Origin of the sequence: Bombilactobacillus thymidiniphilus, assembly GCF_023380245.1 — a bacterium.
In the GTDB taxonomy this organism is placed as follows: domain Bacteria; phylum Bacillota; class Bacilli; order Lactobacillales; family Lactobacillaceae; genus Bombilactobacillus; species Bombilactobacillus thymidiniphilus.
Genome location: NZ_CP093365.1, coordinates 1,094,274 through 1,117,721, shown reverse-complemented (window position 1 = coordinate 1,117,721; position 23,448 = coordinate 1,094,274). Strand labels below are relative to the sequence as shown.

Sequence of the window (23,448 nt, the reverse complement as noted above, 5' to 3'; positions counted from 1 at the left end):
TCCTAACAAAATACTCAGTTGATTGCCCTTTATAACTCACTTGTTGTCGCTTTCAGAAAAGCGGTATATAACATGCCCGCCACGCCCAGCGGTTCCTATAATTTGCTTACGTTTCGTACATTCTTTCCAAGCTTGATTGAAGGCAAAAAAACTCTGCTCATCTATTTCAATTTTATCAATTTTACCGTCTATTAAATCTGACAATAATTGCCGGTAATCCATTTTCATCACCTCGATGCAAATAATTGTAATAATTATGACACACCTTGTATAATATGGTCGACAATCAAGTAAAGATTGTCTGTAATTTAGTGTCTTTTTAGCAATTAGCACTTGATATAGGTGAGTGCTAATTGTATAATTGGCACCAAGCTAAAATATTTTAGCTAACAAGGTGATAGTTGCTTATTGACTATCATATTTTCATAAGAAAGGTGGAAACGTGTTTAATGCTTTGTCAAAATTGTCACAAAAATGAAGCAACCATCCATCTCTATACTAATGTTAATGGTCATCGTGCAGAAATTAATCTGTGCCAAAACTGTTATCAAAAATTGAGAGAACAACAAGCAATGGGAGGTAATTCAAATATGAATAATGATCCATTTGGTTTTGGTGATCTCAGCGAATTATTTGGTGCCATAGAGCCCCAAAGATCCGTACATCGACAACAACCAATGCAACCACAAGGTGGTAATGGTGGTGGCAACAATGGTTCGGGTAGTGGTGTCTTGGATCAATTTGGTGTTGATCTAACTGCCCAAGCCAAAGACGGTAAGATTGATCCAGTAGTTGGTCGTGATAAAGAAATTGATCGTGTCATTGAAATTTTAAATCGTAGAACAAAAAATAATCCTGTTTTGATTGGGGAAGCCGGTGTCGGTAAGACAGCAGTTGTTGAAGGTCTGGCACAAAAAATCGTAGACGGCGAAGTTCCTGAAAAGTTGCAAAACAAACGCGTTATTCGCCTAGATGTCGTTTCGCTAGTGCAAGGTACTGGTGTGCGTGGTCAATTTGAACAACGCTTGCAAGAATTAATCGACGCTTTGCAAAATAACAAAGATATTATTTTATTTATTGATGAGATTCATGAAATCGTTGGTGCTGGCAATGCTGAGGGCGGTATGGACGCTGGTAATGTGCTAAAACCAGCCTTAGCTCGTGGTGAATTGCAATTAATTGGTGCTACTACTTTCAATGAATATCGCCAAATCGAAAAAGATTCCGCTTTAGCTCGTCGATTACAACCAGTTGAAGTTAATGAACCATCTGTTGATCAAACCGTCCAAATCTTAAAAGGTTTGGAACCCAAGTACGAAAGTTATCATCACGTTAAATACACTGAAGGCGCTATCAAAGCAGCTGCTACCTTGTCTAATCGCTACATTCAAGATCGCTTTTTGCCTGATAAAGCAATCGACTTATTAGATGAGGCTGGTTCTAAAAAGAATCTAACTTTGAGTCCTGTAGATCCTAAAGATATTGAAAGAAAACTCAAGGAAGCTGAGAGTAATAAGCAAACTTCTTTGCGTAATGAAGACTATGAAAAAGCTGCTTTTTATCGCGATCAAGTCAAAAAACTCGAAGCAGTACGTGATAATAAAACAGATACGCAAAAAGAACCTACTGTTAACGAAAAAGATATTGAGCACATCGTAGAACAACGGACTAATATCCCAGTTGGTGAATTGAAATCGCAAGAACAAGAACAATTACGTAATTTAACTTCTGACTTGGAAGCTAATGTTATTGGTCAAAATAAAGCTGTCGAACAAGTTAGCCGTGCTATTAGACGTAATCGTGTTGGTTTCAATAAAACTGGTCGCCCAATTGGTTCTTTCCTATTCGTTGGTCCAACTGGTGTTGGTAAAACAGAACTTGCTAAACAACTAGCTAAAGAATTATTTGGCAGTGAAGATTCCATGATCCGCTTTGATATGTCGGAATATATGGAAAAACACAGTGTTTCCAAGCTAATCGGTTCACCTCCGGGGTATGTGGGCTATGAAGAAGCTGGTCAATTAACTGAAAGAGTGCGCCGTCATCCTTATAGTTTAATATTGTTAGATGAAATTGAAAAAGCACACCCTGATGTATTGCACATGTTCTTGCAGATTTTAGATGATGGACGTCTAACTGATTCTCAAGGGCGGACTGTTAGTTTTAAAGACACAATTATTATTATGACTTCTAACGCTGGTCAAGGCGAAGTTGAAGCTAATGTTGGTTTTGGTGCTGAAAACGAAGGTAAGACCCATTCTGTCTTGGATAAATTAAGCAATTACTTTAAGCCCGAGTTTATTAATCGATTCGATGGTATTATTGAATTTGCTCCATTATCTAAAGAAAATCTCTTAAAGATCGTTGATCTCATGATTGCTGATACTAACAAAATGATCGCCGATCAAGGCTTGGATATTGAAGTTACCCAACCAGCCAAAGAGAAAATCGTGGATCTTGGTTATGATCCAAGTCTTGGTGCTCGACCATTGCGACGAGTAATTCAAGATCAGATCGAAGATCGAGTTGCTGATTATTATTTGGATCATCCTAAACGCAAGCATCTCAAAGCAGTACTAGACAATGACAACATTAAGGTTGTGGATAATACTGCTGAAGAAAAAGAAGTTGCTGCAGACGACAAGAAAACTAAAGATGACCAAGCCAAAGATAAAAAGTAATATTTAAGTTCTTATTAGCCTGTTAAATCAGTGCTGATAAGAACTTTTTTTATGTAAAAAAGCAAGCAATCCAATGCTTGCTTTTATCATCATGAAATATCTACAGTAGTTGAGGGATCTTCTATCTTAACCTGTAATTTATCAACTGAATGCGCAGACTGCTTTAAAGATCGCTTATGTTGCCCAAAATAATTTATTCGTGCTTGATCCACAGAATAAACTAATGGACTATTCATGGTTGCTAACTTTAGCTTGCCCACATCTGCATGCCAGACATTATCACCAGTCAATTTACAATTTTTTGTAGTAATATTTAATTCACTAGCTTTCACCATCGAATTGGCTAACGAACTTTTAGTTAACTTCAGATTGCTATCTGAACTAGTCATACTACTATCAGACAACATCGTATTATCAGCAGTTAAATTCAATTCATCAGCTAAAACTTGGACATTTTGCAATTGCGAATTATGCAGATTCATTCGGCTTTCATCGGCGTGCAATTTAAAATTGTGACTGAATTGCACATTTTGCAAAGTTATCCTTCCAGCATCTTGCTGAAGATCAAGCTTATCCATTTTTAAATTCGTTAATGTTAATTTACTAGTTTGAGCTGTTCCAGTCAGTTCTTTTAGAGCTTTTTGATTAGGAACTGTGATTTCCACTTTAGTATGACTGGGACCCCAACTAATCATCATATTAGCTCGCTGTTTTTCCTTAATAACCAATTGATTATTGTCAACTTTAGTGGTAATGGCATAATTAGGCGTATCAGTCACTTTGACATGGTAATTATCCCCCGGTTTAATCACCAAATCAGCCGTCTGGGTATCGACTTTAATCTTTTTAAAAGAAGCCAGATTTTTAGTGTAGACTTGTTTGTCATCGCTAAAAATAATAGCTCTAGATAACAAAGAATTTTGCATTAATCCAACTTGCTTAATACCGCCATTCATAGCACCTACTACTGCCAAAATAAAGCCCACCAGAACCACGACTAAACTACCAAAATAATATTTTTTCATTTTTTTGGCTCCTTATGTTGGGATTTTTTTTGATAATAATGTTTTTTAAAGATTTTATTACCTAAATACCGAGCTGCTTGCACTAATTTACTACTCAAAAAGCGCAATAATTTTAGACCAATACCAATTCCTATAGCACCTATTCCCAGCAAAGCTAGTGCACTTCCGCCATAAAACAAAGCACTAGACCAATGCAAGGAAAACAACAGAGGCACCATTTTAATAAGCAAAAAGAGACTAAAAATAATACAAGTCAGCAAAACGACAGCAAACATAACCATAATACCTAAAAAGATCAGTACCAATGCAACAATTGCACTAACAACTACTAAAATCACAGGGATGCCCACAGGGGCAGCCATCATTCCTAACAAAATCCACCAAATCATTTGTAGATTATGGCGAGAACTAACTTTTTTGTTACCCGAAATTTGCTTATTTTGAGTGGGAATAATGGCAGGTGTCAACGAATAATCAGCCAAAATTTTATGAGATAATTGCTTAGGGTTTCCTAACTCATCATAAATTGATTCAACTTGATTAAAATGGGCATCTAGTAAGAATTCACGATAAAAGTCCACAACATCTTGCCGTTCTTGTGGTGGCAAAGCGGTTAAATAAGATTCTAATTCTGTAATATATTTATTAATCATCGTTTAGCTTTGTCTCCTTCATCACTTTATTCATTTGTTGACTGAAATCCTGCCATTCGTCTTGAATATCGGTCAACAACTGCAGTCCCACGGTTGTTAAATGATAATAACGGCGATTACGACCTTGGTAAGGTTGATCATAAGTACTTAAACAGTCATCTTTTTTTAGCCTACGCAAAACCGGGTAAATAGTTGATTCTGATACATCGAAAATCGACTGTACTTTTTGTGTCAACGCATACCCATACAAATCATCTACCCGTAAAAAAGATAAGACTGCACCATCAAGCAACCGCGTAGGAATTTGAATTGCCATAACATCATTTCCTCGCTAATATTATATTGTATATAGTATTATAAAACAAAAAAATGCTATTGACAATTGGCAATAACACTTCTTCTTTTTATAATTTAGCTGTTAATTTAACATCTGGATATTTGTCGCTAAACCAGCGTTGCGCAAACTGATTTTCAAACAAGAATAATGGTTGATCGTGCAGATCTTTCACCAAAATATTACGTGTGGAAGACATTGCTGGATCCAATTGCTCAGGATCAATCCACCGTGCAATTCGCGAGCCAATCGGCTTCATTACCACTTCTGTATTATATTCATTTTGCATTCGGAACTTAAATACTTCAAATTGTAATTGACCAACAGCCCCCAAAATATAATCACCTGTTTGATAATTGCGGTACAGCTGCACGGCACCTTCTTGCACCAATTGTTGCATGCCCTTATGAAAAGATTTTTGCTTCATAACATTTTTAGCAGTTACTTCCATAAACATTTCTGGTGTAAATTGTGGCAAGGCTGGATACTTTAATGCTTGTTTACCTGTATAAATGGTATCACCAATCTGAAAATTACCAGTATCATACAAACCAACAATATCGCCAGCAACTGCATGCTTGACTTGTTCACGCTGATCGGACATAAACTCTGTCGCATTATTTAAACGCAAATCTTTTTGTGTACGTTGCAAAGTAACATCCATGCCTTGCGTAAATTCTCCTGAACCAATACGAATAAATGCAATCCGGTCACGATGCTTGGGATTCATATTTGCTTGAATTTTAAAAACAAAGCCCGAAAATTGTGAAGCATCAGCAGCAATTTCTTGATCATCTGCTAACTTGTGACTGCTAGGTGCTGGTGCCAGACGTAAAAATTCATCTAGGAAAGTTTGTACACCAAAATTAGTCAATGCTGAACCAAAAAAGACTGGTGTTTGCTTACCTTGAGCTATTTTTTCCGGATCAAAAGTATTACCAGCTTCTTGCAATAAACTAACATCATCCAAAGTTTGTTGATAAATACTATCAGCTGTCAGTTCATTATCCGCTGGTAAATGTCCATTAGCATCTAAAGCTACAAAACGCTGATCCTCATTAGTTGGATGGTATAATTCGACACGCTGATTATGCATATCATACAAGCCACGTAGCGTTTTACCACTACCCATAGGCCAATTCATTGCACAACCTTCAATATTTAATAGATCTTCCAATTCACCGATCAAATCTAATGGTTCGCGACCATCACGGTCTAATTTATTCATGAAAGTAAAAATCGGAATACCGCGTTGTTTAACAACTTTAAATAATTTTTTGGTTTGTGCTTCAATACCTTTAGCCGAGTCAATGACCATCACAGCAGCATCGACTGCCATTAAAGTTCGATAAGTATCTTCCGAGAAGTCCTCATGTCCAGGAGTATCCAAAATATTAACATGCTTACCTTGATAGTCGAATTCCATGACAGAACTAGTGACAGAAATTCCCCGCTTTTTCTCAATTTCCATCCAGTCAGAAGTAGCATAATTACCTGTTTTTTTACCTTTTACCGTCCCTGCGGAACGAATAACACCACCAAACAGCAGCATTTGTTCTGTAATCGTAGTTTTACCAGCATCCGGATGCGAAATAATCGCAAAAGTTCGACGTTTAGCTACTTCTTGGGCTAATTGTTCTGTTTTCATCGTTTTACCTCAAAATTTCTATTATTTCCATAAATTACTTAAAATGTAACAGTGTGACAAATATCAAGGTTTACTGTAGGATAAAAGCAATGAAAGGAATTAGTTATGTCAAACAAAAAAATATCCGTTATTTATACTTTTTTATTTATTATTCCCTACTTGCTGTGCCTAGCTCTGATTGCCACGGGTTATAACGCCTTGATCAGACATTATAGCAGCTGGTGGCGCTTAATGATTTGCGCTTTGATTGGCTCTATTTTAATGTTGGCGATCAAATCAATTGCTCACCGACCTATCAAAATAATTACTAAGCAAACGACCAATAATTTTTTGAAAAATGTTATTAATTTTTTTAACATTGATTATAGCGTTCGCAATTTTTATTATAATTTTGCCATTGATTTTATTTTGACAATTGTAATGTCTCTTATAATTCATCACTTATTTCCATTATATAAAATCCAAGGAACCTTGACAGGATGGATCATAGCTTTACTTATTTTATCATTAGTCTTTGCTTCTAACATTGAATATCAAACACTCAGTATTGATCAAAACTAATACTTTAATGTGACTAGAGGGCCGGAACAAGAACATTCCGACCCCCTTTTACATAGTCAATCCACTAAGCACGATGTAATAATTCTTGATATCTTCGATACCAAAGATCAACATATCCTGCAGAAAAAGGACCTTTTTGGTGATTGATCCAGTCTATTAATGTTTCAGTACTGTACTTTAAAATCTCATCAATATCTGTGGAATAGTGCCACATTTTTTTGTGGGCAGCATATTCATCAACATCTAAAAGCCGCTTTTCACCATCAGGAAAAACTTTGACATCTAAATCATAGTCAATATATTTCAAAGCTTCCGTATCTAAAACAAATGGCGTTGCCAAATTACAATAATATGCCGGTCCACTATCTCTCAACATCGTCACGATATTGAACCAATAATGCTTGTGAAAATAAACTAAGGCTGGCTCTCTAGTAAACCAACGTCTACGATCAGATTCAGTTACCAGAGTATGATCATTACAGCCAATAATTTCATTTTCACTAGTTTTCAATACCATCGTGTCCCGCCAAGTACGATGTAAATGACCGTCATGCTTATAACTTTGGATTGCTATGTAATCTCCTTCACGCGGAACTTGCATAGACGACCCGGCTTTCTAATTACTAATGCACATAAATTATAACAAAATCCATAGTATGTGACACTAATTATCCAAATTTTCTAAAGAACTAGCAATTGCAGAACTCATAAAGCCCCGGCGCAAAAGAGCAGCATATAATTTTCTTTTTCCTTGGGGCTTATCTTGATAACGCGGCCACAGCTTTTGAACGGCTTGTTGCAACAACTCTTGTTCTTGTTCCTCCTCATCTTCCATTGGTGGTAATTGTGCTAAAACTTGTTGTTGAACTGCAGGATCAAAACCAGCAATAAGTAATTTTTGCTTAATTTTGTCTAAACGTTTGCGATAAGCTTGCCGTTTATTTTGTTGCCAAACTTTGCTTGCTACTTTGTTAGCTATCGAAGTTTGGATTTCTAAAGTATATAATTGTAAGGCTTTTTGAATTAACACTGGCGCCACTTTTTTTTGTTGTAATTTGTATTTAATTTGCGCTGGACCGTCCATGGACGTTTTCATCGCCGTGCGTACAAAACTTTGTGCATAATTTAAATCATCAACATAACCTTGATCTTGCAACTTTTGCAAAACCCAATCAACTATCGTTGTGTCAATATCTTTATTTATTAAAAATTGCTGCAATTCATAGTGGGTACGCAACTGATAACTTAAGTAATTTAAAGCTTGTTGCAAAGCATAATCCTTATTATCAGCAGACTGTAATTGCGTTATTTGCTCTTTGGATAACTGCATACCTTTGCTTAATTGTTGCTGCAATAAAATATTTTCACCTACTGCAAAAGCATAATGATTGTCAATGTAAATATTGTAACGTCCCGGGCGTTTTTGAGTAGTAATTTTGGTAATTGTTGCCATAAATGCTCCTCTCTATTAATATGCTATACTAAATTGGTTTAATGCTAAATTGTTAATTATAAGGAATTATTATCGTGAAAAATCAAACTGCCGTTTTTCAAGTCGGTCAAAAAATTAAAGTAACAATTAAAAAATTAGGTATCAATGGTGAAGGTATAGCTTATTTACAAAAAAAACTAGTTTTCATCACCCAAGCACTCCCGCAAGAAATCGTAACTTGTGAAATAACCCAGGTTAAAGACCATTTTTTGCGCGCTAAAGTATTGCAATTTCATAATTTCAGCTCTCTGCGCAATCTTAATCCGCCAGAGTTGTACGGGCAAGTTGGTGGGCTAGAATTAGTTCACTTAAAATATCCTGCACAACTAAAATATAAACATGATGTTATTATGCAAGCTTTGACCCACTTTCATCCCCAAGATTACCAAAATTTCATTGTTAAGCCAACTATTGGTATGACAAATCCGTGGCACTATCGTAACAAAGCACAGTTTCAACTACGTGAAATCCACAATCAAATTGTTTGTGGATTATACCAAAATCAGACCCATACCGTTATTGATTCACTTAACATGCCCACTCAAAAACCACTAACTTTGAGTATTTTGCAGCGTTTGGTAGATATTATGACTGAACTAGCATGGCCAATTTATGATCCCGCCCATAATTCGGGTATTTTCAAAACAGTTATCGTTCGTGAGTCTGTGGCAGATCATAATGCACAACTAACATTAGTCACTAACTCCTGGAAAGTGCCCCATCTTTCTAAATTTTTAAGTTTATTACAAGAACGCATTCCAGAAGTCATTTCACTATCGCAAAATTTTAATCCTGGTGAAACAAGTTTAGTTTGGGGCGACCAAACTAAATTATTGTGGGGCAAAAAATATTTACACGAACAAATTTTAGGATTTGATTACTTACTATCACCCCAAGCTTTCTTACAATTAAATCCGCACCAAACTGCCAAATTATATCAAACTGCAATTGCTGCTTTGAAACTCACACCGCAAGATATTGTTGTTGACGCTTATGCTGGCGTGGGAACTATCGGAATTGCGATAGCAAAAAAAGTTAAACAAGTGATAGGTTCAGAAATTATCCCAGCAGCTGTAAATGATGCGCAATTAAACATCAAGTTAAATAAATTAAGCAACATCACTTATGAAGTCGGCAAAACAGAAAACTTATATCCGCAATGGTTACAGCAAGGTATTAAACCCACGGCTTTAATAGTTGATCCACCACGAACGGGGTTGGAAAAAAGCTTCACCCAATTATTATTGAAGTATTGTCCTGCTAAAATGATTTACATCTCCTGCAATCCTTCCACGCTTGCGCGAGACCTTAAAATATTACGCAAACGTTACCAAGTTGAATTCATTCAACCTTTTGATATGTTCCCACAAACACCTCAAACTGAAGCTGTGGTTTCGTTGCGCAAAATGTAATGAACTTTTATGTATAAATAATGGCAAAAGCAATAATTCTTTTTGCCATTATTTTTTATTTATAAAAACGTTCATGATCTTGTATTTTTGTTAAATAATGTGGCGCGTTACAATCACTTTGCGACAATTTTTGCGTTGAACCATCAGTTACCAACTTTTGTCGAAAAATATTTTCATATTCAACTAACGTTAACTGTTTTCGCTGTTTCAATAACTCCTGATGCACAAGAGGCGTTAAATACTTCTTGAAATCTGGTTGTAATTGTCCAAAAAATAATTCAGCTACCGAACCAGAACCATAGCTGAACAAGCCGATGCGATCACCAACTTGAAGTGTAGAATCATTTTCCAACAATGAAAGTAAACTCAAATATAAAGATCCCGTATAAATATTACCAACATCTTGACCGTAAATAATACTCTGCTCAAAACGCTGCAACAAGCGCTGGTAATCGGCAGTTGCCAATTTATCTTCTAGTGTCTTCAAACCTTTTCGACCCATTTTGGAAAAAGGAATATGGAACAATAAAGCTTGCAGTTGTTCAGTTTGTGTCATTTTTTGCGAGCTAGCTTGCTGCCAAATATCACTAAACATTTGTAAATAAACTTCCTCAGAATATTTGCCACGTGCAAAAGCTTCTGTCGAATAATTAGGACGCCAAAAATCACCGGTACTTTGACTTTGATAAATAGATTGATCTTCTAAAGCTAAAATGTGTGGATCAACACTAACGATCATTGCCACCGCACCAGCTCCTTGCGTCACTTCACCACCGGAATTCAAACCATAGCGGGCAATATCTGAAGCCACCACTAAAGCCTTTTTATCAGGATGACACTGTACAAAATCTTTTGCCATTTGCAAGCCTGCCGTTGCACCATAACAAGCTTCTTTAATTTCAATCGCCCGTAAATTAGTAGTCAATTGCAATACTTGCTGGACGAATAAAGCTGCGGCTTTAGATTGATCAACACCACTTTCCGTAGCAACAATCACCAATCCCAAAGCTTGTTTATCAGCTGGCGTCAAAATTTTTTCCGCAGCATTGGCCGCCATTGCCACAATATCTTGATCTAAATGTGCCACTGCCATTTTCTTTTGCCCAATTCCGATTAAGTATTTATTAGGATCAACTTGGCGGGCATGCGCTAAGTCCACCAAATCTAAATATTGTGGTGGAGTGTAAAAATCTATTTTATCAATTCCGATCTTCATTGTCGTTCTCCTATTAATTACGTAATTTTGCTAGTAACTTTTTAGCTAAAGTCAAATTAGCTTGCTTTGCCTGCTTTCGCAACTGCTCAGTTAATGTATCCACTTCTAAAGCTGTCGCACCAGCCATTAAAGCTAAACTTTGTAATTGTAGATTCATGTGTCCGGCCTGAATTCCTTGGGTGACTAAAGCACGCAAAGCTGCCAAATTAGACGCTAAGCCAACAGCTGCCGTGATCCCCATTAATTGTTCGGCAGAAGGATTTTGCAACAGGCGCAAGTTCAACTGCGCCAAGGGCAAAGTGGAAATCGCACCGCCAACAACACCTAAAGGTAAAGGCAAACTAATTTCACCCACCAAATATTGATCTACCACGTGCCAGTTACTCCAAGTTTTACGCGTATCATTTAAAACACTATATGCAGCAGCATTTACATTACGCGTATCATTACCCGTTGCTAAAATTAAGGCTTCTATACTGTTCATAATTCCCTTATTTTGCGTAGCTGCACGCTGTGGCGAAATTTGTGCGAAATCACTCGCTGCACTAATTTTTTGCGCTACCTGCTGTCCAGAAAGATCAGCTGTTGCCAATTGATCAAAAGCTATCTTAGTACTAGCATTAGCCATTTGCGTAGGTGCATCATTAGACAAAATCGCCATCAATAATGATAATTGGGGCAGTTGCTGTTGCAAGTAATCACCGATGGCTTCAGCAATTGTGTTCACAATATTTGCCCCCATTGCTTCACCCGTATCAATCAATAAGTTAAATTCGACATAGTCAACAATATTTTGCACACTAACTTGTCGTAAACCGCCACCATGTTCCTGTAAACTAGGATGCGCTTGATGAGCAATTTGCTTAATTTTTGCCAAATGTTGTTGCAAAAAGACCTGTGCATCAGTTAATTGTCCTTGAAAAACTACCTGCGCACTCAAGCCTTGTCGCTGAACTCGTGTTTGAAAACCGCCACTAGCTTGCGATCTTTTGGCTGCATTACTAGCTGCTGCTACGACCGATGGCTCTTCCGTTGCCAAAGGAATTAAATATTGTTTGCCATCAATTAAAAAATTAGTTGCTAATCCTAGAGGCAGTGGATAACTACCAATTTGATTTTCTACCAAATTGCTAGCCACAACTTCTGGTAAAGCAGGTTGTTCAATCAAAAGTTGCAGATCATCCATTGTCAAATAACCAGCTTTCTGCAACTCTTGCAAACGCTGTTGCGTACTTAATTCATAAAATTTAGACTTCACAATTTTCCACTTCCATCGCTACTGCTTGTCCGCCACCAATACATAAAGCGGCAATGCCGGTCTTTTGCTTTGTTCTCTTTAAATTATGCACTAAAGTTGTTAGAATACGGGCGCCTGAAGAACCTAAAGCGTGTCCTAAAGCTAAAGCTCCACCCAGAGGATTATATTTAGCCGAATCAATTTGTAATTCTTGTTGTACAACTAAAGCTTGACTAGCAAAAGCTTCATTAACTTCAAACCAATCAATATCGGCAACTGTTTGTTGCTGAGTCTGCAACAATTTTTGGATTGCTAAAACTGGTGTGTACCCCATCAATTCTGGTTGATACCCTACCTCACTAAATCCTTTAATTGTCGCTAAAGGTTTTAATCCTTGTTCTTGTGCGGTTTGACTAGTAGTTAACGCTACGATACTTGCACCATCACTCAAAGGCGAAGAATTACCCGCAGTAACTAAACCATGTTCTTGGTAAACGGGTTTTAAGGTTGCTAATTTATCAAGTGTCGTATTCGATCTAACTACTTCATCATATGCCAAACCATTAATTGGTACAATTTCTTCAGTCAAAAAACCGTTTTGTTGCGCTTGAGTAGCTTTTTTTTGTGATAATAGTGCATACTGATCTAATTGCACTCTATCTAAATTAAATTTCCGATTTAAATTCTCCGCCGTGACCCCCATCGCGTAACCACCAAAAGCATCATTTAAACCATCATAAAACAAAGTATCTTGAAAATCATCAAGTGCAAAAGCTTTTTTATCCTTACGTGCAGCAAAAGCAGGTGCGTTAGACATGCTTTCAACGCCACCAGCTAAAACTACTTGTGCATCATCTAACATCAAGGCTGTTTGCCCTAAACGAACCGCTTTTAAGCCAGATCCACAAACTTGATTGATAGTCATTGCCGTGCCAGTAACTGGTAAACCAGCCTTAACTTGTACTTGGCGTGCAATATTTTGTCCTAAACCTGTTGATAAAACATTTCCTAAAATCACCTGGTCAATCATTGTGGGAGTTATTTTAGTCTGTGCCAACATCTCTGTTACTAATTTTGTGGCTAATTCCACCGCTGTTAGCCTACTTAAACTACCGCGAAATTTACCAGTAGCACTTCTTTTAGCTGCTACAATTACAATTTCGTTTGTTTTCAAAAAATCACTCCTAAATAACTAAAAATAACTTATATTATACATTAGAGTTCAGTAAAGTATGAGGCAAAAAATGAATGTTCAAAATTTAATCACATTATTAGCTGACGTCAAAAAAAATGCTCATGTTTTTTTTGAAATAGGGATTAATAAAATATTGGGAATAACTAGTCTGAAATACGATCACACGCATTGTGTTAATCTACTTACTAAAAATACAGCCAATGGACTGAAAGTCTGGGAACTGGTAATTTTATTACAAAAGTTGCCAAACGACACTTTAATTTATGTCTTAGATCATCAAAAAAGTCATCAAATCTTTGGTTTACGATTTGATGACGGAAAAGTTTATTTGAAATAATGTCGCACTAATCATTAGTTGACTGTAATTTTTGTGCCAGACCAATAATATACTCACGCAATTGTTCTTTTACTTCAGGATGCGATAAACCATATTCAATGCTGGTTTTCATATAACCAAATTTATCGCCAACATCAAAACGATCACCCTTGAATTCATGCGCAAAAACATGCTGCTCCTTATTCAAGCGATCAATTGCATCCGTTAATTGAATTTCATTGCCCGCACCAGGTTTTTGGGTGTCTAACATATCAAAAATTTCTGGTGTCAATAAATAGCGACCAATAATGGCTAAATTACTAGGAGCATCTTCTACAGCCGGTTTTTCCACAAAATTATGCACTTGATATAACCCTGGCTTAACTTCCTTGTCCGGATCAATGACACCATAGCTAGAAACCTCCGATTCAGGAACTTGCATAACTGCTAAAGTGGAAGACTGCGTTTTTTCATATTCATTCATTAATTGCTTAGTTAGTGGTATTGTATCATACATCAAATCATCGCCGAGCATGACTACAAATGGTTCATCACCCACAAAAGAACGCGCCAAATTGACAGCATCGCCGAGCCCCTTAGGATAAGATTGTCTGGTAAAATACAAATTAACACCAATATTAGTTGTTGCTTGCACTAAATCCAACAATTTATCTTTATGCTTAGCAGCCAAATTTTGTTCCAATTCAGGTGCAGAGTCAAAATGATCCTCAATTGGTCTCTTACCTTTACCAGTTATGATCAAGATATCTTCAATCCCGGAAGCTTTAGCTTCTTCCACAATAAATTGAATCGTTGGTTTATCAACAATCGGCAGCATTTCCTTCGCCATTGCTTTAGTGATTGGTAAAAATCTAGTACCTAATCCAGCAGCAGGAATAATAGCTTTTCTAACTTTTTTCATGGTTATTTTCCTCAACCTGACCCCATTTAAATTAATTACAGCATTAATCATACACTAATTTCGTTAAATAAAAAATATCTCGTTACTTGTGCTGAAATCTTTGCAAACCACTAGATTGGACAATCTTGCCAGTCTTTATTTGTGTCATTGCCGCATTAATTGCCGCACCAATCAAAAAAATATAAGCAACTAAATTAAGCCAAATAATTAAAATAAAAAAGGTGCCGATCGTACCATAAGAATTCAAGCGTCCCCCAAAGTACTTGACATACAAGGAGAAAAATAAAGTTAATAAAATAAAACCAAATGTTGCAAATAACGAACCTGACCACAAATATCGAAATTTTTCGCGTGAATTAGGCAAAAAGTAATAGGCTAAAATCATCATAAATAACAACATTAAGACAGCTAAAGGCCATCTCCACCGTAATAACTCTGTCAAAATATTGGGCAATAAGATAAAGTAAGGTTTCACCCAATCTAAAAACTGCTGTCCAATTACTAGGATTAACATTACTGCAACTACCAGAACAATAAATAATGCTGTCGTCAATATTGAAGCCAGCCGCAAAATTACATAGTTAACTATCGAACGTTTTGTATAAACACTGCTATTGTCCAAGCCATAAATTTCATTGATGCTATACTTTAAAATATTTACCAAACCTGAACTAGACCACAACGTACCCAAAATACCAAAAGATAGTAAGCCACCACTTTTTTGTGTTAATAATTTAACAATTATAGGCTCAACAAAATGATTTAATTGCTTAGGCATCAAAAGTGCCATTTGATCTGTTAATAATGTCCGATCAATATTAAATAATGGTAAAACACTACCTAACAAGGAGATCAATGGGAAAAAGGACAGCAAGCCATAATAAACAACCGCCTTAGAAGATAAACTCAAATTACCGTTATTAATTTTTTGAATTACTAATTTGACAAATTCTATTATTTTCTTGATCCAGTAATTTTGCTCTGTCCATTTCATATTTATAAATATTTTTGATCAGCAATGGGATCTTGTGATGTTAAAATCTTCGGTCCATCCTTGGTAATGGCAATCGTATGCTCATATTGTGCTGAAGTTGTCCCATCTGCAGATACAAAATATTCCCAATCATTAGGTGTAAATTTGCTAGTTATTTCCCAAGTACCTAAATTAACCATTGGTTCGATCGTAATGGTCATCCCTTCTTTCAAACGTAACCCCTTACCTGGTTCACCATAATGTGGCACATTAGGTGCTTCGTGCATTGTTGGTTGAATACCGTGACCAATCAAATCGCGCACCACGCCATAATGTTCAATATCTTCTACATAATGCTGAATTGCATAACCGATATCACCTAAACGATTGCCAACTTGCGCTTGATCAATGCCTAAGTACAAAGCTTTTTTAGTAACTTCCATCAAATGCTGTTTAACAGGAGAAATTTCACCAACTGCATAACACCAACAAGAATCACTTTGATAACCGTCCAACTCCACGGTCATATCTACTTTAACGATGTCACCCTTTTTTAAAATTAAATTTTTACGGGGTTCTGCATGCGCAACTTCATCATTAACACAGACACAAGTTGCATATTGATAACCCTCAAAACCTTTTTCGGAAGGATGGCCACCATTTTTAGTGATAAAATCATCCGCAAATTTCTCAATTTCAAAGCTGGAAATTCCCGGTTTAATAATTTTGCTAATACCCAAGTGCGTTTGTGCTAATAAAGCTCCAGACTTGCGCATTCCTTCAATCTCACGTGCTGATTTTAACGTAATCAAATACAATACCTCCGTTATTTTCTCTGCTTAACATTATAACACTGTGATCTAATAGAGAATCTAGTTCTGAGCTTTTGCCGATATTTTGCTATAATATTATCAAAGAATTTAAAATGAGGTTAGTTTAGTGACAAAAGTTAAGATAGTATTTGCCAGTATGACTGGTAATGATGAAGATATGGCCGATATTTTGAGTGAAAATTTCGAAGAAGCTGGCATGGAGGTCGATATTTCCGAAATTTCGCAAACCGACGTACAAGATTATCAAGACGCCGATATATGTATCATGGTTAGCTACACTTACTCTGATGGTCTAGAAGGTAATATTCCTGATGAGGGTTTGGATTTCTACCATGATTTATTAGATAGTGATTTAACAGGCAAAACTTTTGGAGTGTGTGGTTCAGGTGATACTTTTTATGAGGAATTTGGTGTCGCAGTAGATCACTTCACAACTGCTTTTCAACAAGCAGGTGCTCTGCAAGGTGCCCCAAGTGTCAAAGTCGAGCTTGCTCCTAACAGCCAAGATATCGCTAATTTGGACGAATTTGCTCAACAAATTATTGCAAAATTCGCATAGAAAAGAACTCAACATGAAATTTCATTTTAGAAAGTATCATAATTTTTTTATTTACTCCATATACGGTTTTTTAGCTTCCATATTGAACGTCATTATATTTAGTTTGTTACACAATCAGTGCCGAATAAATATATTAGCAGCTAATACGTGGGCGTGGCTATTTGCTAATATTTTTTCTTTCATTGCCAACAAAAAGTTTGTTTTCAAATCCAAATTTAAGAGTTTAAGATCTTTTGGCAGTGAAAGTTGCTTATTTTTATCCCAACGTATTTTAGCTTTAATTTGTGACAACATTTTTATGTGGCTAGGTGTTAATTTATTGCACTGGAATAATATTTTAGTCAAAGTGGGTGACCAAATTTTAGTTGGTTTACTAAATTACTTATCCACCCAAGCTATTTTTTCGCGTGAAAGCAGTCATTTAGTTCAATATATTAGTAATCTTAATTTAAAAATCAAAAAGACCAATCATTTAAAATGATGGTCTTTTTTAATTAACTTTTTGAAAAATAGTAGGTTGCTTAATAGCTGGTTCCGTGTGTAATTGCAAGACACTGGAATTAATGGTCAAAGGCAATAACTCTGATGATTCTGGCAACTGCACAAACATTTGCCGTTGTGCATCTTGTAAAATTTGTGCCATTACTGGCCCTAAGACTATTTGCAAACAATCGTCTTGTTTTGTGATCGTTACTAATCCGTAACCAGCATTTTGATAATCACCTAATAATTCAGGAACCACCGCCACACTTTTCATTGCTTTAGCTCGAATTTGGCGCTGTAAAACTTGTTCTCGACGCTGCTGATCAACTTCTAAACCTTTTGGCAACCAATCAGTAGATGTGTTGCCAATGGCTAAATCTATAATTTGATAAGCTAGCGCGAACAAAGCTGTAGTTGAATCCAAATTAGTCGTCAAGACAAATGTCAAATCCAGTTCAGGCACTATCCCCATTAATGAGCAACAGCCAATGAACGACCCGCTGTGATAAAAATATTGATAACCTTGATAATTTTCTAACATCATGCCAAGACCATAGTTAATAACCGCACCATTGAGTGAACTGCGAGAAGACATCACCATCTGTGGTTGAAAACGTGGATTAGCAGATTCTTGGAAACTTTTTAATTGATACTCGCCCCAATGTAATAAATCAGCAATTGTGGCTAACATGCTACTAGCACCACCAACAGGTCCTGGTGCAATAAACGGAACCGATATTACTTGCCCAGCAGTCGTTTTGATGTATGGTGTAACAATCGGTGCATCTAATTTTTCATGATGATTGATATACGTGTGCTGCAAATTTAAGGGCTGCAACAAATTTTTACGTAAGTAAGTTCCATAATCTTCTTGCACCACTTGCTCAAAAGCGTAAGAAGCCACTGCATACATCAAATTACTATAGTGCATCTTATAGCGCAATTCACAACTTGGTTGTAGATAACGAACTTTAGTAGCTATTTGTTCTAGCGAAAGCTGTTGTTTGTTGCGATTAGTAAAACGCATTACATTGTGTGCCGGCAAACCACTGCGATGACACAACACATCACGCCATGTCAGATGAGTAGTGGCATAAGAATCTTGCAATCGAAAATCCGACCAATATTTTTTTAATGGTAAATCCAAATCAATGCGTTGTTGCTGTGCCAACCGACAAATTGCTGTGGCTAAAAATGTTTTTGAGATTGAAGCCAAGGGATATAAAGTTTGTTCATCAGCATCACCATAAACCGCAGTAAAATGCTGATCTCCTTGACTAATTCCAATTCCTAGGCTAGGCAAATCAAATTGTTGTTGCGCAACTTCCGCCCATTGGATAATTTTATCCAGATCCATATTTTGCTCCCCATGAAGCACAATTATTCAAATTCCGCCGGTCTCTCAGTTATTTGTTGAAAATGATAGCGAATAGCTGCACAAATGCGTTCGCTAGCTAAACCGTCACCATAAGGATTTTTAGCTTGTGCCATAGCTTGATAAGCTGATTGATCATCTAATAATTTTTCCATTTCGCGACGCACTTCTGCTGGATCAGTACCTACTAGCTTCAAAGTGCCGGCAACAATTCCTTCAGGACGCTCGGTCGTGTCACGCAAAACTAAGACCGGCTTACCTAACGCGGGTGCTTCTTCTTGTACCCCACCAGAATCACTCATGATAAAATAAGAGCGTGCAGCTAAATTATGAAAATCAACTACATCTAAGGGATCAATTAGATGAATTCGTGCTTGATTGCCTAAAATTTCTTGAGCTGCTGCTTGAACTACAGGATTCAGATGCACCGGATAAACAATTTCCACATCCGGATGCGACTGGACAGCTGCTAACATTGCCTTAAACACTCGTCGCATAGGTTTACCCTGATTTTCTCTTCTATGCATTGTCACCAAAATCATACGCTTATTGGTATCTAAATCAGCCAAAACTTCGTGTTGGTAATCAGTTTGTACAGTTTGCTTTAAGGCATCAATGGCCGTATTACCCGTCACAAAAATCCGCTCTGCAGAATGATTTTCTTTTAACAAATTAGTCTTACTTTGCGTTGTTGGTGCAAAATATAAATCCGCTAAATCATCTGTCATCTGCCGATTCATTTCTTCCGGCCAAGGAGAATATTTATCCCAAGTCCTCAAACCAGCTTCCACGTGCCCAATCGCAGTTTGATGGTAAAATGAAGATACCGCCGCAGCAAATGTTGTCGTTGTGTCACCATGAACTAACACGATATCTGGTTGAACTTTTTCAATAACACTGTCCAATTCCAACAAAACAGAGCTCGTGATACCACTCAGGGTTTGTTTTTGCTTCATAATGTTCAAATCATAATCCGGTTTGATTTTAAAAATATCCAAAACAGAATCTAACATTTCCCGATGTTGAGCAGTCACTACTGTTGTTGTTTCAAAATATTCTTTTTGTTCTTGCAATTTTAAAACCAGTGGTGCCATTTTAATCGCTTCTGGTCGCGTACCAAAAACAGTCATTACTTTAATTTTTCGCATTACTATACTCCCATTCGTCATTCCAAATTATATCAAATTTATTTATAAGCAGGAAATAACATTGTTAAAATTATTAATTCTAGGTTTTGGCTTATTTATTTGTGGCTTTGGCGGTATTTTCACAATTTACTATTTAATAAGTACCAAAAAAAGATATTTGGGTTGGTTAGCTTTAAGCATATTTATTTTAATCACCGTTGTTTTACTCAGCATTTTATACAATTACCTTTGCTAATAAAAAAACACCGCCAAATTCAGCAGTGTTCGTCATTATGACTATTCAAACCATGATCTCAATCGGATTCGAACCGATGACCTACTGCTTAGGAGGCAGTTGCTCTATCCAGCTGAGCTACGAGACCATAGCATTATCTTGCCACGAAAAGTTATCCTTGTAAAGGTCCGATATTATTTATTGTGCTGACCTTTATTTTTAGATCCATGTGTTTTCTTTTTCTTGAAAGTTACACGTGGAGCAGTTGAAGCATTATTTAACAGCAATTTTTTATCTTGTAATTGTACTTGTTGCAACCTAATTTTAGCTGGGCGTAACATATTTTGTAATTGGCGATAATCATGTTCATTGCCTAAGGTGATAACCTCACCATTACTGCCCATACGACCTGTGCGCCCACTGCGATGAATATATTGGGTCAGATCCTGTGGATTATTAAAATTAATGACAGTGGACAATCCTGTAATATCCATGCCCCGTGCTGCTACATCAGTCGTTAATAAAAGCGAGGTTTTATGATTACGCAAAGCTTTCAATGCATCTTCACGTCTTTTTTTAGGATCACTGGTATCAAGCACTGCAAAATAAGTCCGTCGATAGCGCATATCAGCCGCCCAATGATGCAGTTCTTTACTAGATTGATAAAAAACCAGATTACTTTTTTTCAAACGATGCGCCAATTGTTGAACAACATCAGCCTTATGTGCATTGGATGTCAACAAAAAATAATGCTTAATGCCGGCCCGAAAATTGCCAGTCTGCCGTAAATCAATTGTCATAAACTGTTGATTAAACCAACGCGACAATTGCTCAAAAATTGGTGCTACTGTTGCCGAAAATAGCGCTAACTGAAAATCAGCCGGAATACGACTTAATAATGAACGGACCTCACCTAATTTATCACTTAACATTACATCAGCTTCATCAATAATCACATGCTGCACATTTTTAAGCTTTAATTTACGCTTTTCAACTAAATCAAATAAACGCCCAATTGTGCCAACAATCACTTCTGGTTTAGTTTTTAAATGTTCAATTTGCCGTTTGATATTAGCGCCACCAATTAAGCCATAAACTTGTAATTGAGGATTCAGTTCACGGATTGTATCGCGCGTTTGAATCGCTAATTCTTGCGAAGGCTCAATAATGATAGCTTGAACGCCACCTTCTGGTTGAACTGTTTGGACTAAAGGCATGCCAAAAGCTAATGTTTTACCTGATCCGGTTGGTGCTAATGCTAATACTGAGGCACCCTGCGATAAAGGTTCATAAACTTGTGCTTGAATTGGTGTTAGTTCTTTAAAGTGATGCTTTTGGTAATATTCTTGAAAAGCTTGGGGGATTGTCATTGGTTCCTCATTTCTGAATCAGCAGCAAATTCAATGCCAGCTGTGGTACGTAATGTAGTTAATAATTGGTTAACTTGGTCTGCTAAAGACCATAATTTATTGAAAGCTCCACGATCTTGTTTTTGAAGGATTTGACTGAAAACTTGTGCTTCTGCCAACATCGGATTATGCTCAGGAAAAACAATCGGTGTCGTTACTTCATTATTCCATAGTTTACGAACTGTCCCGCCATCATCAAACAAGATAGTCTTGGACCCACTATAAATTTCTGATGGCAAAAAAGAATTGCTTATTTTGCCAACTAATAAAGTAACATCAAATGTAGGATAATGTAAAATAATCGTGCCTTGACCATCGACTTTAGTCGGTAACATTTGGGGCATGTACTCACTTTTTTCCGGCATACCGAACAAGCACAGCGCATCATACAATAAATAAACACCTAAATCATATAAGGCTCCTCCTGAAAAAACAGGTGAAAAAATATTGGGTGTTTGCCCAGCTAAAACTTGATCATATCGACTAGAATACTTACGATAAGTAATCGTTGCACCATCAATTTTGGGTAATGCTGCAACACTCGCTTGTAGAAACTTAAATTCTGGCTCATGAATATGGCGCGCCGCTTCAAATACATATACTTTAGGATGTTGCGCTAACAATTCTTGTAGCGCCAAAAATTCTGTGCGAGTCGAAACAAGTGGCTTTTCCACAATGACATGTTTACCGTGTAAAATTGCCTGTTTAACTTGTGCAAAATGCAAGCTATTTGGTGATGCTACATAAACAACATCTACTTCTGTACTACTCAAAAAATGCTCTAAATTAGTTTCTAGCTGGTAAGAACCATTCGCTAGCTGTTCTTTAAATTCCAAAGCGTGCTCCATAGTACGTGAATAGATAGTTGTCAGTTGAAAAGTTGCTGTTTCTTGCACAGCTTCGACAAATTGCTTCGTAATCCAATTAGTACCAATCACGCCTAGTTTTAACATTTAATTACCCCCTGTCTGCCTAAAATGATCCCATTGCTCCTGTGTGCCATTAAAAACTGATAAATGATAACGATTATCCGAAGCCAAACTGGGAATTTTGCTGTGACTGCTGTATTGCCAAAAAGTCACCACTAAATTATTAGTTGGATGTGGTCGTTGTTGCAACCATAAGCTGTTATTTGTAACATCTTTCAAATAATTAAATTGGGGATCAGCTTCAATCAACACCGGACGCTGGTAATATTTTAGCAATAAATCTGATAATTGCGAAACAGATTTTTTAACAGTTGCTGGCTTGGGCAATGTTTCCTGATAATTATTAACCTGAATAACAATTGGTAGCGTACCAATATTTTGCTGAACATTAGTTTTGAAATTAACGAATTGCTGTTGCGGAGTCGTACTAAAACTGAAATAATGATAAACTCCAAAAGGAATTTGCGCACCTTGCAACAAAAAGTAATTAGTATTAAAAGCATCATCGAAGTAATCAGCGCCTTGAGTCGCTTTTAAATAAACAAAATCAATTCCGTGCTTTTTCAGCAAACGAAAATCTTGGTATCCATCTTCTTGACTCAAACTAACCCCCAAAACCGGGTAATCATTAATATTGGGACGACCATCACGTTGCCAATAGCGTATTAGCCAACTACCTAACAAAATCATTACTAAAAAAACAGTCAAGAACATCAAAAATAAATTACGAGAAAAACTTAAATCTTTTTTTTGATGACGTAATTGATATTTATCTTTCAATAATTTACCTCAAAAGTCACATTTACGATATACTTTTTAAGTTATGCTTAATA

General features: G+C 36.7%; 24 protein-coding genes and 1 tRNA gene. 6 read left to right on the top strand and 19 right to left on the bottom strand.

Annotated elements, in window-relative coordinates; all coding sequences use genetic code 11:
- Window positions 1–36: 36 nt before the first annotated feature.
- Window positions 37–222: a hypothetical protein gene (locus MOO47_RS05685; RefSeq protein WP_249512493.1), complete on the bottom strand. Its 186-nt coding sequence runs from the start codon at window positions 220–222 to the stop codon at window positions 37–39.
- Between the two features lie 227 nt (window positions 223–449).
- On the opposite strand from MOO47_RS05685, the gene MOO47_RS05680 reads away from it, so the two are divergent.
- Window positions 450–2,681 carry an ATP-dependent Clp protease ATP-binding subunit gene (locus MOO47_RS05680; RefSeq protein ID WP_249512492.1) on the top strand — a complete coding sequence of 744 codons (2,232 nt, stop codon included), beginning with the start codon at window positions 450–452 and terminating at the stop codon, window positions 2,679–2,681.
- Between the two features lie 89 nt (window positions 2,682–2,770).
- Here MOO47_RS05680 and MOO47_RS05675 read toward each other — a convergent pair whose 3' ends face one another.
- From MOO47_RS05675 to MOO47_RS05660, 4 genes are all read right to left on the bottom strand, one after another.
- On the bottom strand, window positions 2,771–3,706 hold the full coding sequence (locus MOO47_RS05675; protein WP_249512491.1) for a DUF4097 family beta strand repeat-containing protein: 936 nt from the start codon (window positions 3,704–3,706) through the stop codon (window positions 2,771–2,773).
- Entirely contained in the window at window positions 3,703–4,359 is a 657-nt protein-coding gene (locus MOO47_RS05670) for a DUF1700 domain-containing protein (RefSeq protein WP_249512490.1), read from the bottom strand. Before MOO47_RS05670 ends, MOO47_RS05675 begins: the two co-directional genes overlap by 4 nt.
- A complete protein-coding gene (locus MOO47_RS05665) occupies window positions 4,352–4,675 on the bottom strand; it encodes a PadR family transcriptional regulator (protein ID WP_249512489.1) in 324 nt (107 codons plus the stop codon). Before MOO47_RS05665 ends, MOO47_RS05670 begins: the two co-directional genes overlap by 8 nt.
- A gap of 88 nt (window positions 4,676–4,763) precedes the next feature.
- Window positions 4,764–6,341, bottom strand: coding sequence for a peptide chain release factor 3 (locus tag MOO47_RS05660; protein WP_249512488.1), 1,578 nt, complete (start codon window positions 6,339–6,341; stop codon window positions 4,764–4,766).
- Window positions 6,342–6,446: 105 nt separating this feature from the next.
- Here MOO47_RS05660 and MOO47_RS05655 point away from each other — a divergent pair, with 105 nt between their 5' ends.
- On the top strand, window positions 6,447–6,902 hold the full coding sequence (locus MOO47_RS05655) for a hypothetical protein (protein ID WP_249512487.1): 456 nt from the start codon (window positions 6,447–6,449) through the stop codon (window positions 6,900–6,902).
- 64 nt (window positions 6,903–6,966) lie between these two features.
- Here the strand turns inward: MOO47_RS05655 and MOO47_RS05650 are convergent, their stop codons facing one another.
- Window positions 6,967–7,503, bottom strand: coding sequence for a DUF402 domain-containing protein (locus MOO47_RS05650; RefSeq protein WP_249512486.1), 537 nt, complete (start codon window positions 7,501–7,503; stop codon window positions 6,967–6,969).
- Between the two features lie 63 nt (window positions 7,504–7,566).
- Window positions 7,567–8,355, bottom strand: coding sequence for a recombination regulator RecX (gene recX, locus MOO47_RS05645; protein ID WP_249512485.1), 789 nt, complete (start codon window positions 8,353–8,355; stop codon window positions 7,567–7,569).
- A gap of 74 nt (window positions 8,356–8,429) precedes the next feature.
- On the opposite strand from recX, the gene rlmD reads away from it, so the two are divergent.
- Window positions 8,430–9,806, top strand: coding sequence for a 23S rRNA (uracil(1939)-C(5))-methyltransferase RlmD (rlmD, locus tag MOO47_RS05640; RefSeq protein ID WP_249512484.1), 1,377 nt, complete (start codon window positions 8,430–8,432; stop codon window positions 9,804–9,806).
- A 55-nt stretch (window positions 9,807–9,861) separates the two neighbouring features.
- Here the strand turns inward: rlmD and MOO47_RS05635 are convergent, their stop codons facing one another.
- Genes MOO47_RS05635 through MOO47_RS05625 form a run of 3 tightly spaced genes read right to left on the bottom strand, consistent with a single transcriptional unit; the run spans window position 9,862 to window position 13,433 of the window.
- The gene (locus MOO47_RS05635) at window positions 9,862–11,022 is read right to left on the bottom strand and encodes a hydroxymethylglutaryl-CoA synthase (RefSeq protein ID WP_249512483.1); all 1,161 of its coding nucleotides are present in this window, start codon (window positions 11,020–11,022) and stop codon (window positions 9,862–9,864) included.
- 13 nt (window positions 11,023–11,035) lie between these two features.
- Window positions 11,036–12,280, bottom strand: coding sequence for a hydroxymethylglutaryl-CoA reductase, degradative (locus tag MOO47_RS05630; RefSeq protein ID WP_249512482.1), 1,245 nt, complete (start codon window positions 12,278–12,280; stop codon window positions 11,036–11,038).
- Window positions 12,270–13,433, bottom strand: a complete 1,164-nt coding sequence (locus tag MOO47_RS05625) for a thiolase family protein (RefSeq protein ID WP_249512481.1) — start codon at window positions 13,431–13,433, stop codon at window positions 12,270–12,272. The genes MOO47_RS05630 and MOO47_RS05625 overlap by 11 nt, the downstream gene beginning before the upstream one ends.
- Window positions 13,434–13,503: 70 nt before the next feature.
- Between MOO47_RS05625 and MOO47_RS05620 the strand changes: the two genes are divergently transcribed.
- A complete protein-coding gene (locus tag MOO47_RS05620) occupies window positions 13,504–13,791 on the top strand; it encodes a hypothetical protein (protein WP_249512480.1) in 288 nt (95 codons plus the stop codon).
- 7 nt (window positions 13,792–13,798) lie between these two features.
- Here MOO47_RS05620 and galU read toward each other — a convergent pair whose 3' ends face one another.
- The 3 genes from galU to map all read right to left on the bottom strand — a co-directional run bounded on the left by galU (window position 13,799) and on the right by map (window position 16,477).
- Window positions 13,799–14,692, bottom strand: a complete 894-nt coding sequence (galU, locus tag MOO47_RS05615; RefSeq protein WP_249512479.1) for a UTP--glucose-1-phosphate uridylyltransferase GalU — start codon at window positions 14,690–14,692, stop codon at window positions 13,799–13,801.
- An 82-nt stretch (window positions 14,693–14,774) separates the two neighbouring features.
- A complete protein-coding gene (locus MOO47_RS05610) occupies window positions 14,775–15,686 on the bottom strand; it encodes a YihY/virulence factor BrkB family protein (RefSeq protein WP_249512478.1) in 912 nt (303 codons plus the stop codon).
- Window positions 15,687–15,688: 2 nt separating this feature from the next.
- Entirely contained in the window at window positions 15,689–16,477 is a 789-nt protein-coding gene (gene map / locus MOO47_RS05605) for a type I methionyl aminopeptidase (protein ID WP_249512477.1), read from the bottom strand.
- 127 nt (window positions 16,478–16,604) lie between these two features.
- Here map and MOO47_RS05600 point away from each other — a divergent pair, with 127 nt between their 5' ends.
- Window positions 16,605–17,057 (top strand): flavodoxin, encoded by a 453-nt coding sequence (locus MOO47_RS05600; RefSeq protein ID WP_249512476.1) that lies wholly within the window; start codon window positions 16,605–16,607, stop codon window positions 17,055–17,057.
- A 13-nt stretch (window positions 17,058–17,070) separates the two neighbouring features.
- Window positions 17,071–17,538, top strand: a complete 468-nt coding sequence (locus MOO47_RS05595) for a GtrA family protein (RefSeq protein ID WP_260523917.1) — start codon at window positions 17,071–17,073, stop codon at window positions 17,536–17,538.
- A 9-nt stretch (window positions 17,539–17,547) separates the two neighbouring features.
- On the opposite strand, the gene MOO47_RS05590 is transcribed toward MOO47_RS05595, so the two are convergent.
- From MOO47_RS05590 to MOO47_RS05565, 6 genes are all read right to left on the bottom strand, one after another.
- Window positions 17,548–18,897 (bottom strand): serine hydrolase domain-containing protein, encoded by a 1,350-nt coding sequence (locus MOO47_RS05590; protein ID WP_249512474.1) that lies wholly within the window; start codon window positions 18,895–18,897, stop codon window positions 17,548–17,550.
- Between the two features lie 23 nt (window positions 18,898–18,920).
- A complete protein-coding gene (gene wecB, locus MOO47_RS05585; protein ID WP_249512473.1) occupies window positions 18,921–20,063 on the bottom strand; it encodes a non-hydrolyzing UDP-N-acetylglucosamine 2-epimerase in 1,143 nt (380 codons plus the stop codon).
- Window positions 20,064–20,351: 288 nt separating this feature from the next.
- A tRNA-Arg gene (locus MOO47_RS05580) sits at window positions 20,352–20,425 on the bottom strand.
- A 46-nt stretch (window positions 20,426–20,471) separates the two neighbouring features.
- Complete coding sequence (locus tag MOO47_RS05575) at window positions 20,472–21,647, bottom strand: DEAD/DEAH box helicase (protein ID WP_249512472.1); 1,176 nt, start codon at window positions 21,645–21,647, stop codon at window positions 20,472–20,474.
- Window positions 21,644–22,639, bottom strand: a complete 996-nt coding sequence (locus tag MOO47_RS05570; protein ID WP_249512471.1) for a Gfo/Idh/MocA family protein — start codon at window positions 22,637–22,639, stop codon at window positions 21,644–21,646. Before MOO47_RS05570 ends, MOO47_RS05575 begins: the two co-directional genes overlap by 4 nt.
- Window positions 22,640–23,395, bottom strand: a complete 756-nt coding sequence (locus MOO47_RS05565; protein WP_249512470.1) for a GH25 family lysozyme — start codon at window positions 23,393–23,395, stop codon at window positions 22,640–22,642.
- Window positions 23,396–23,448: the final 53 nt, after the last annotated feature.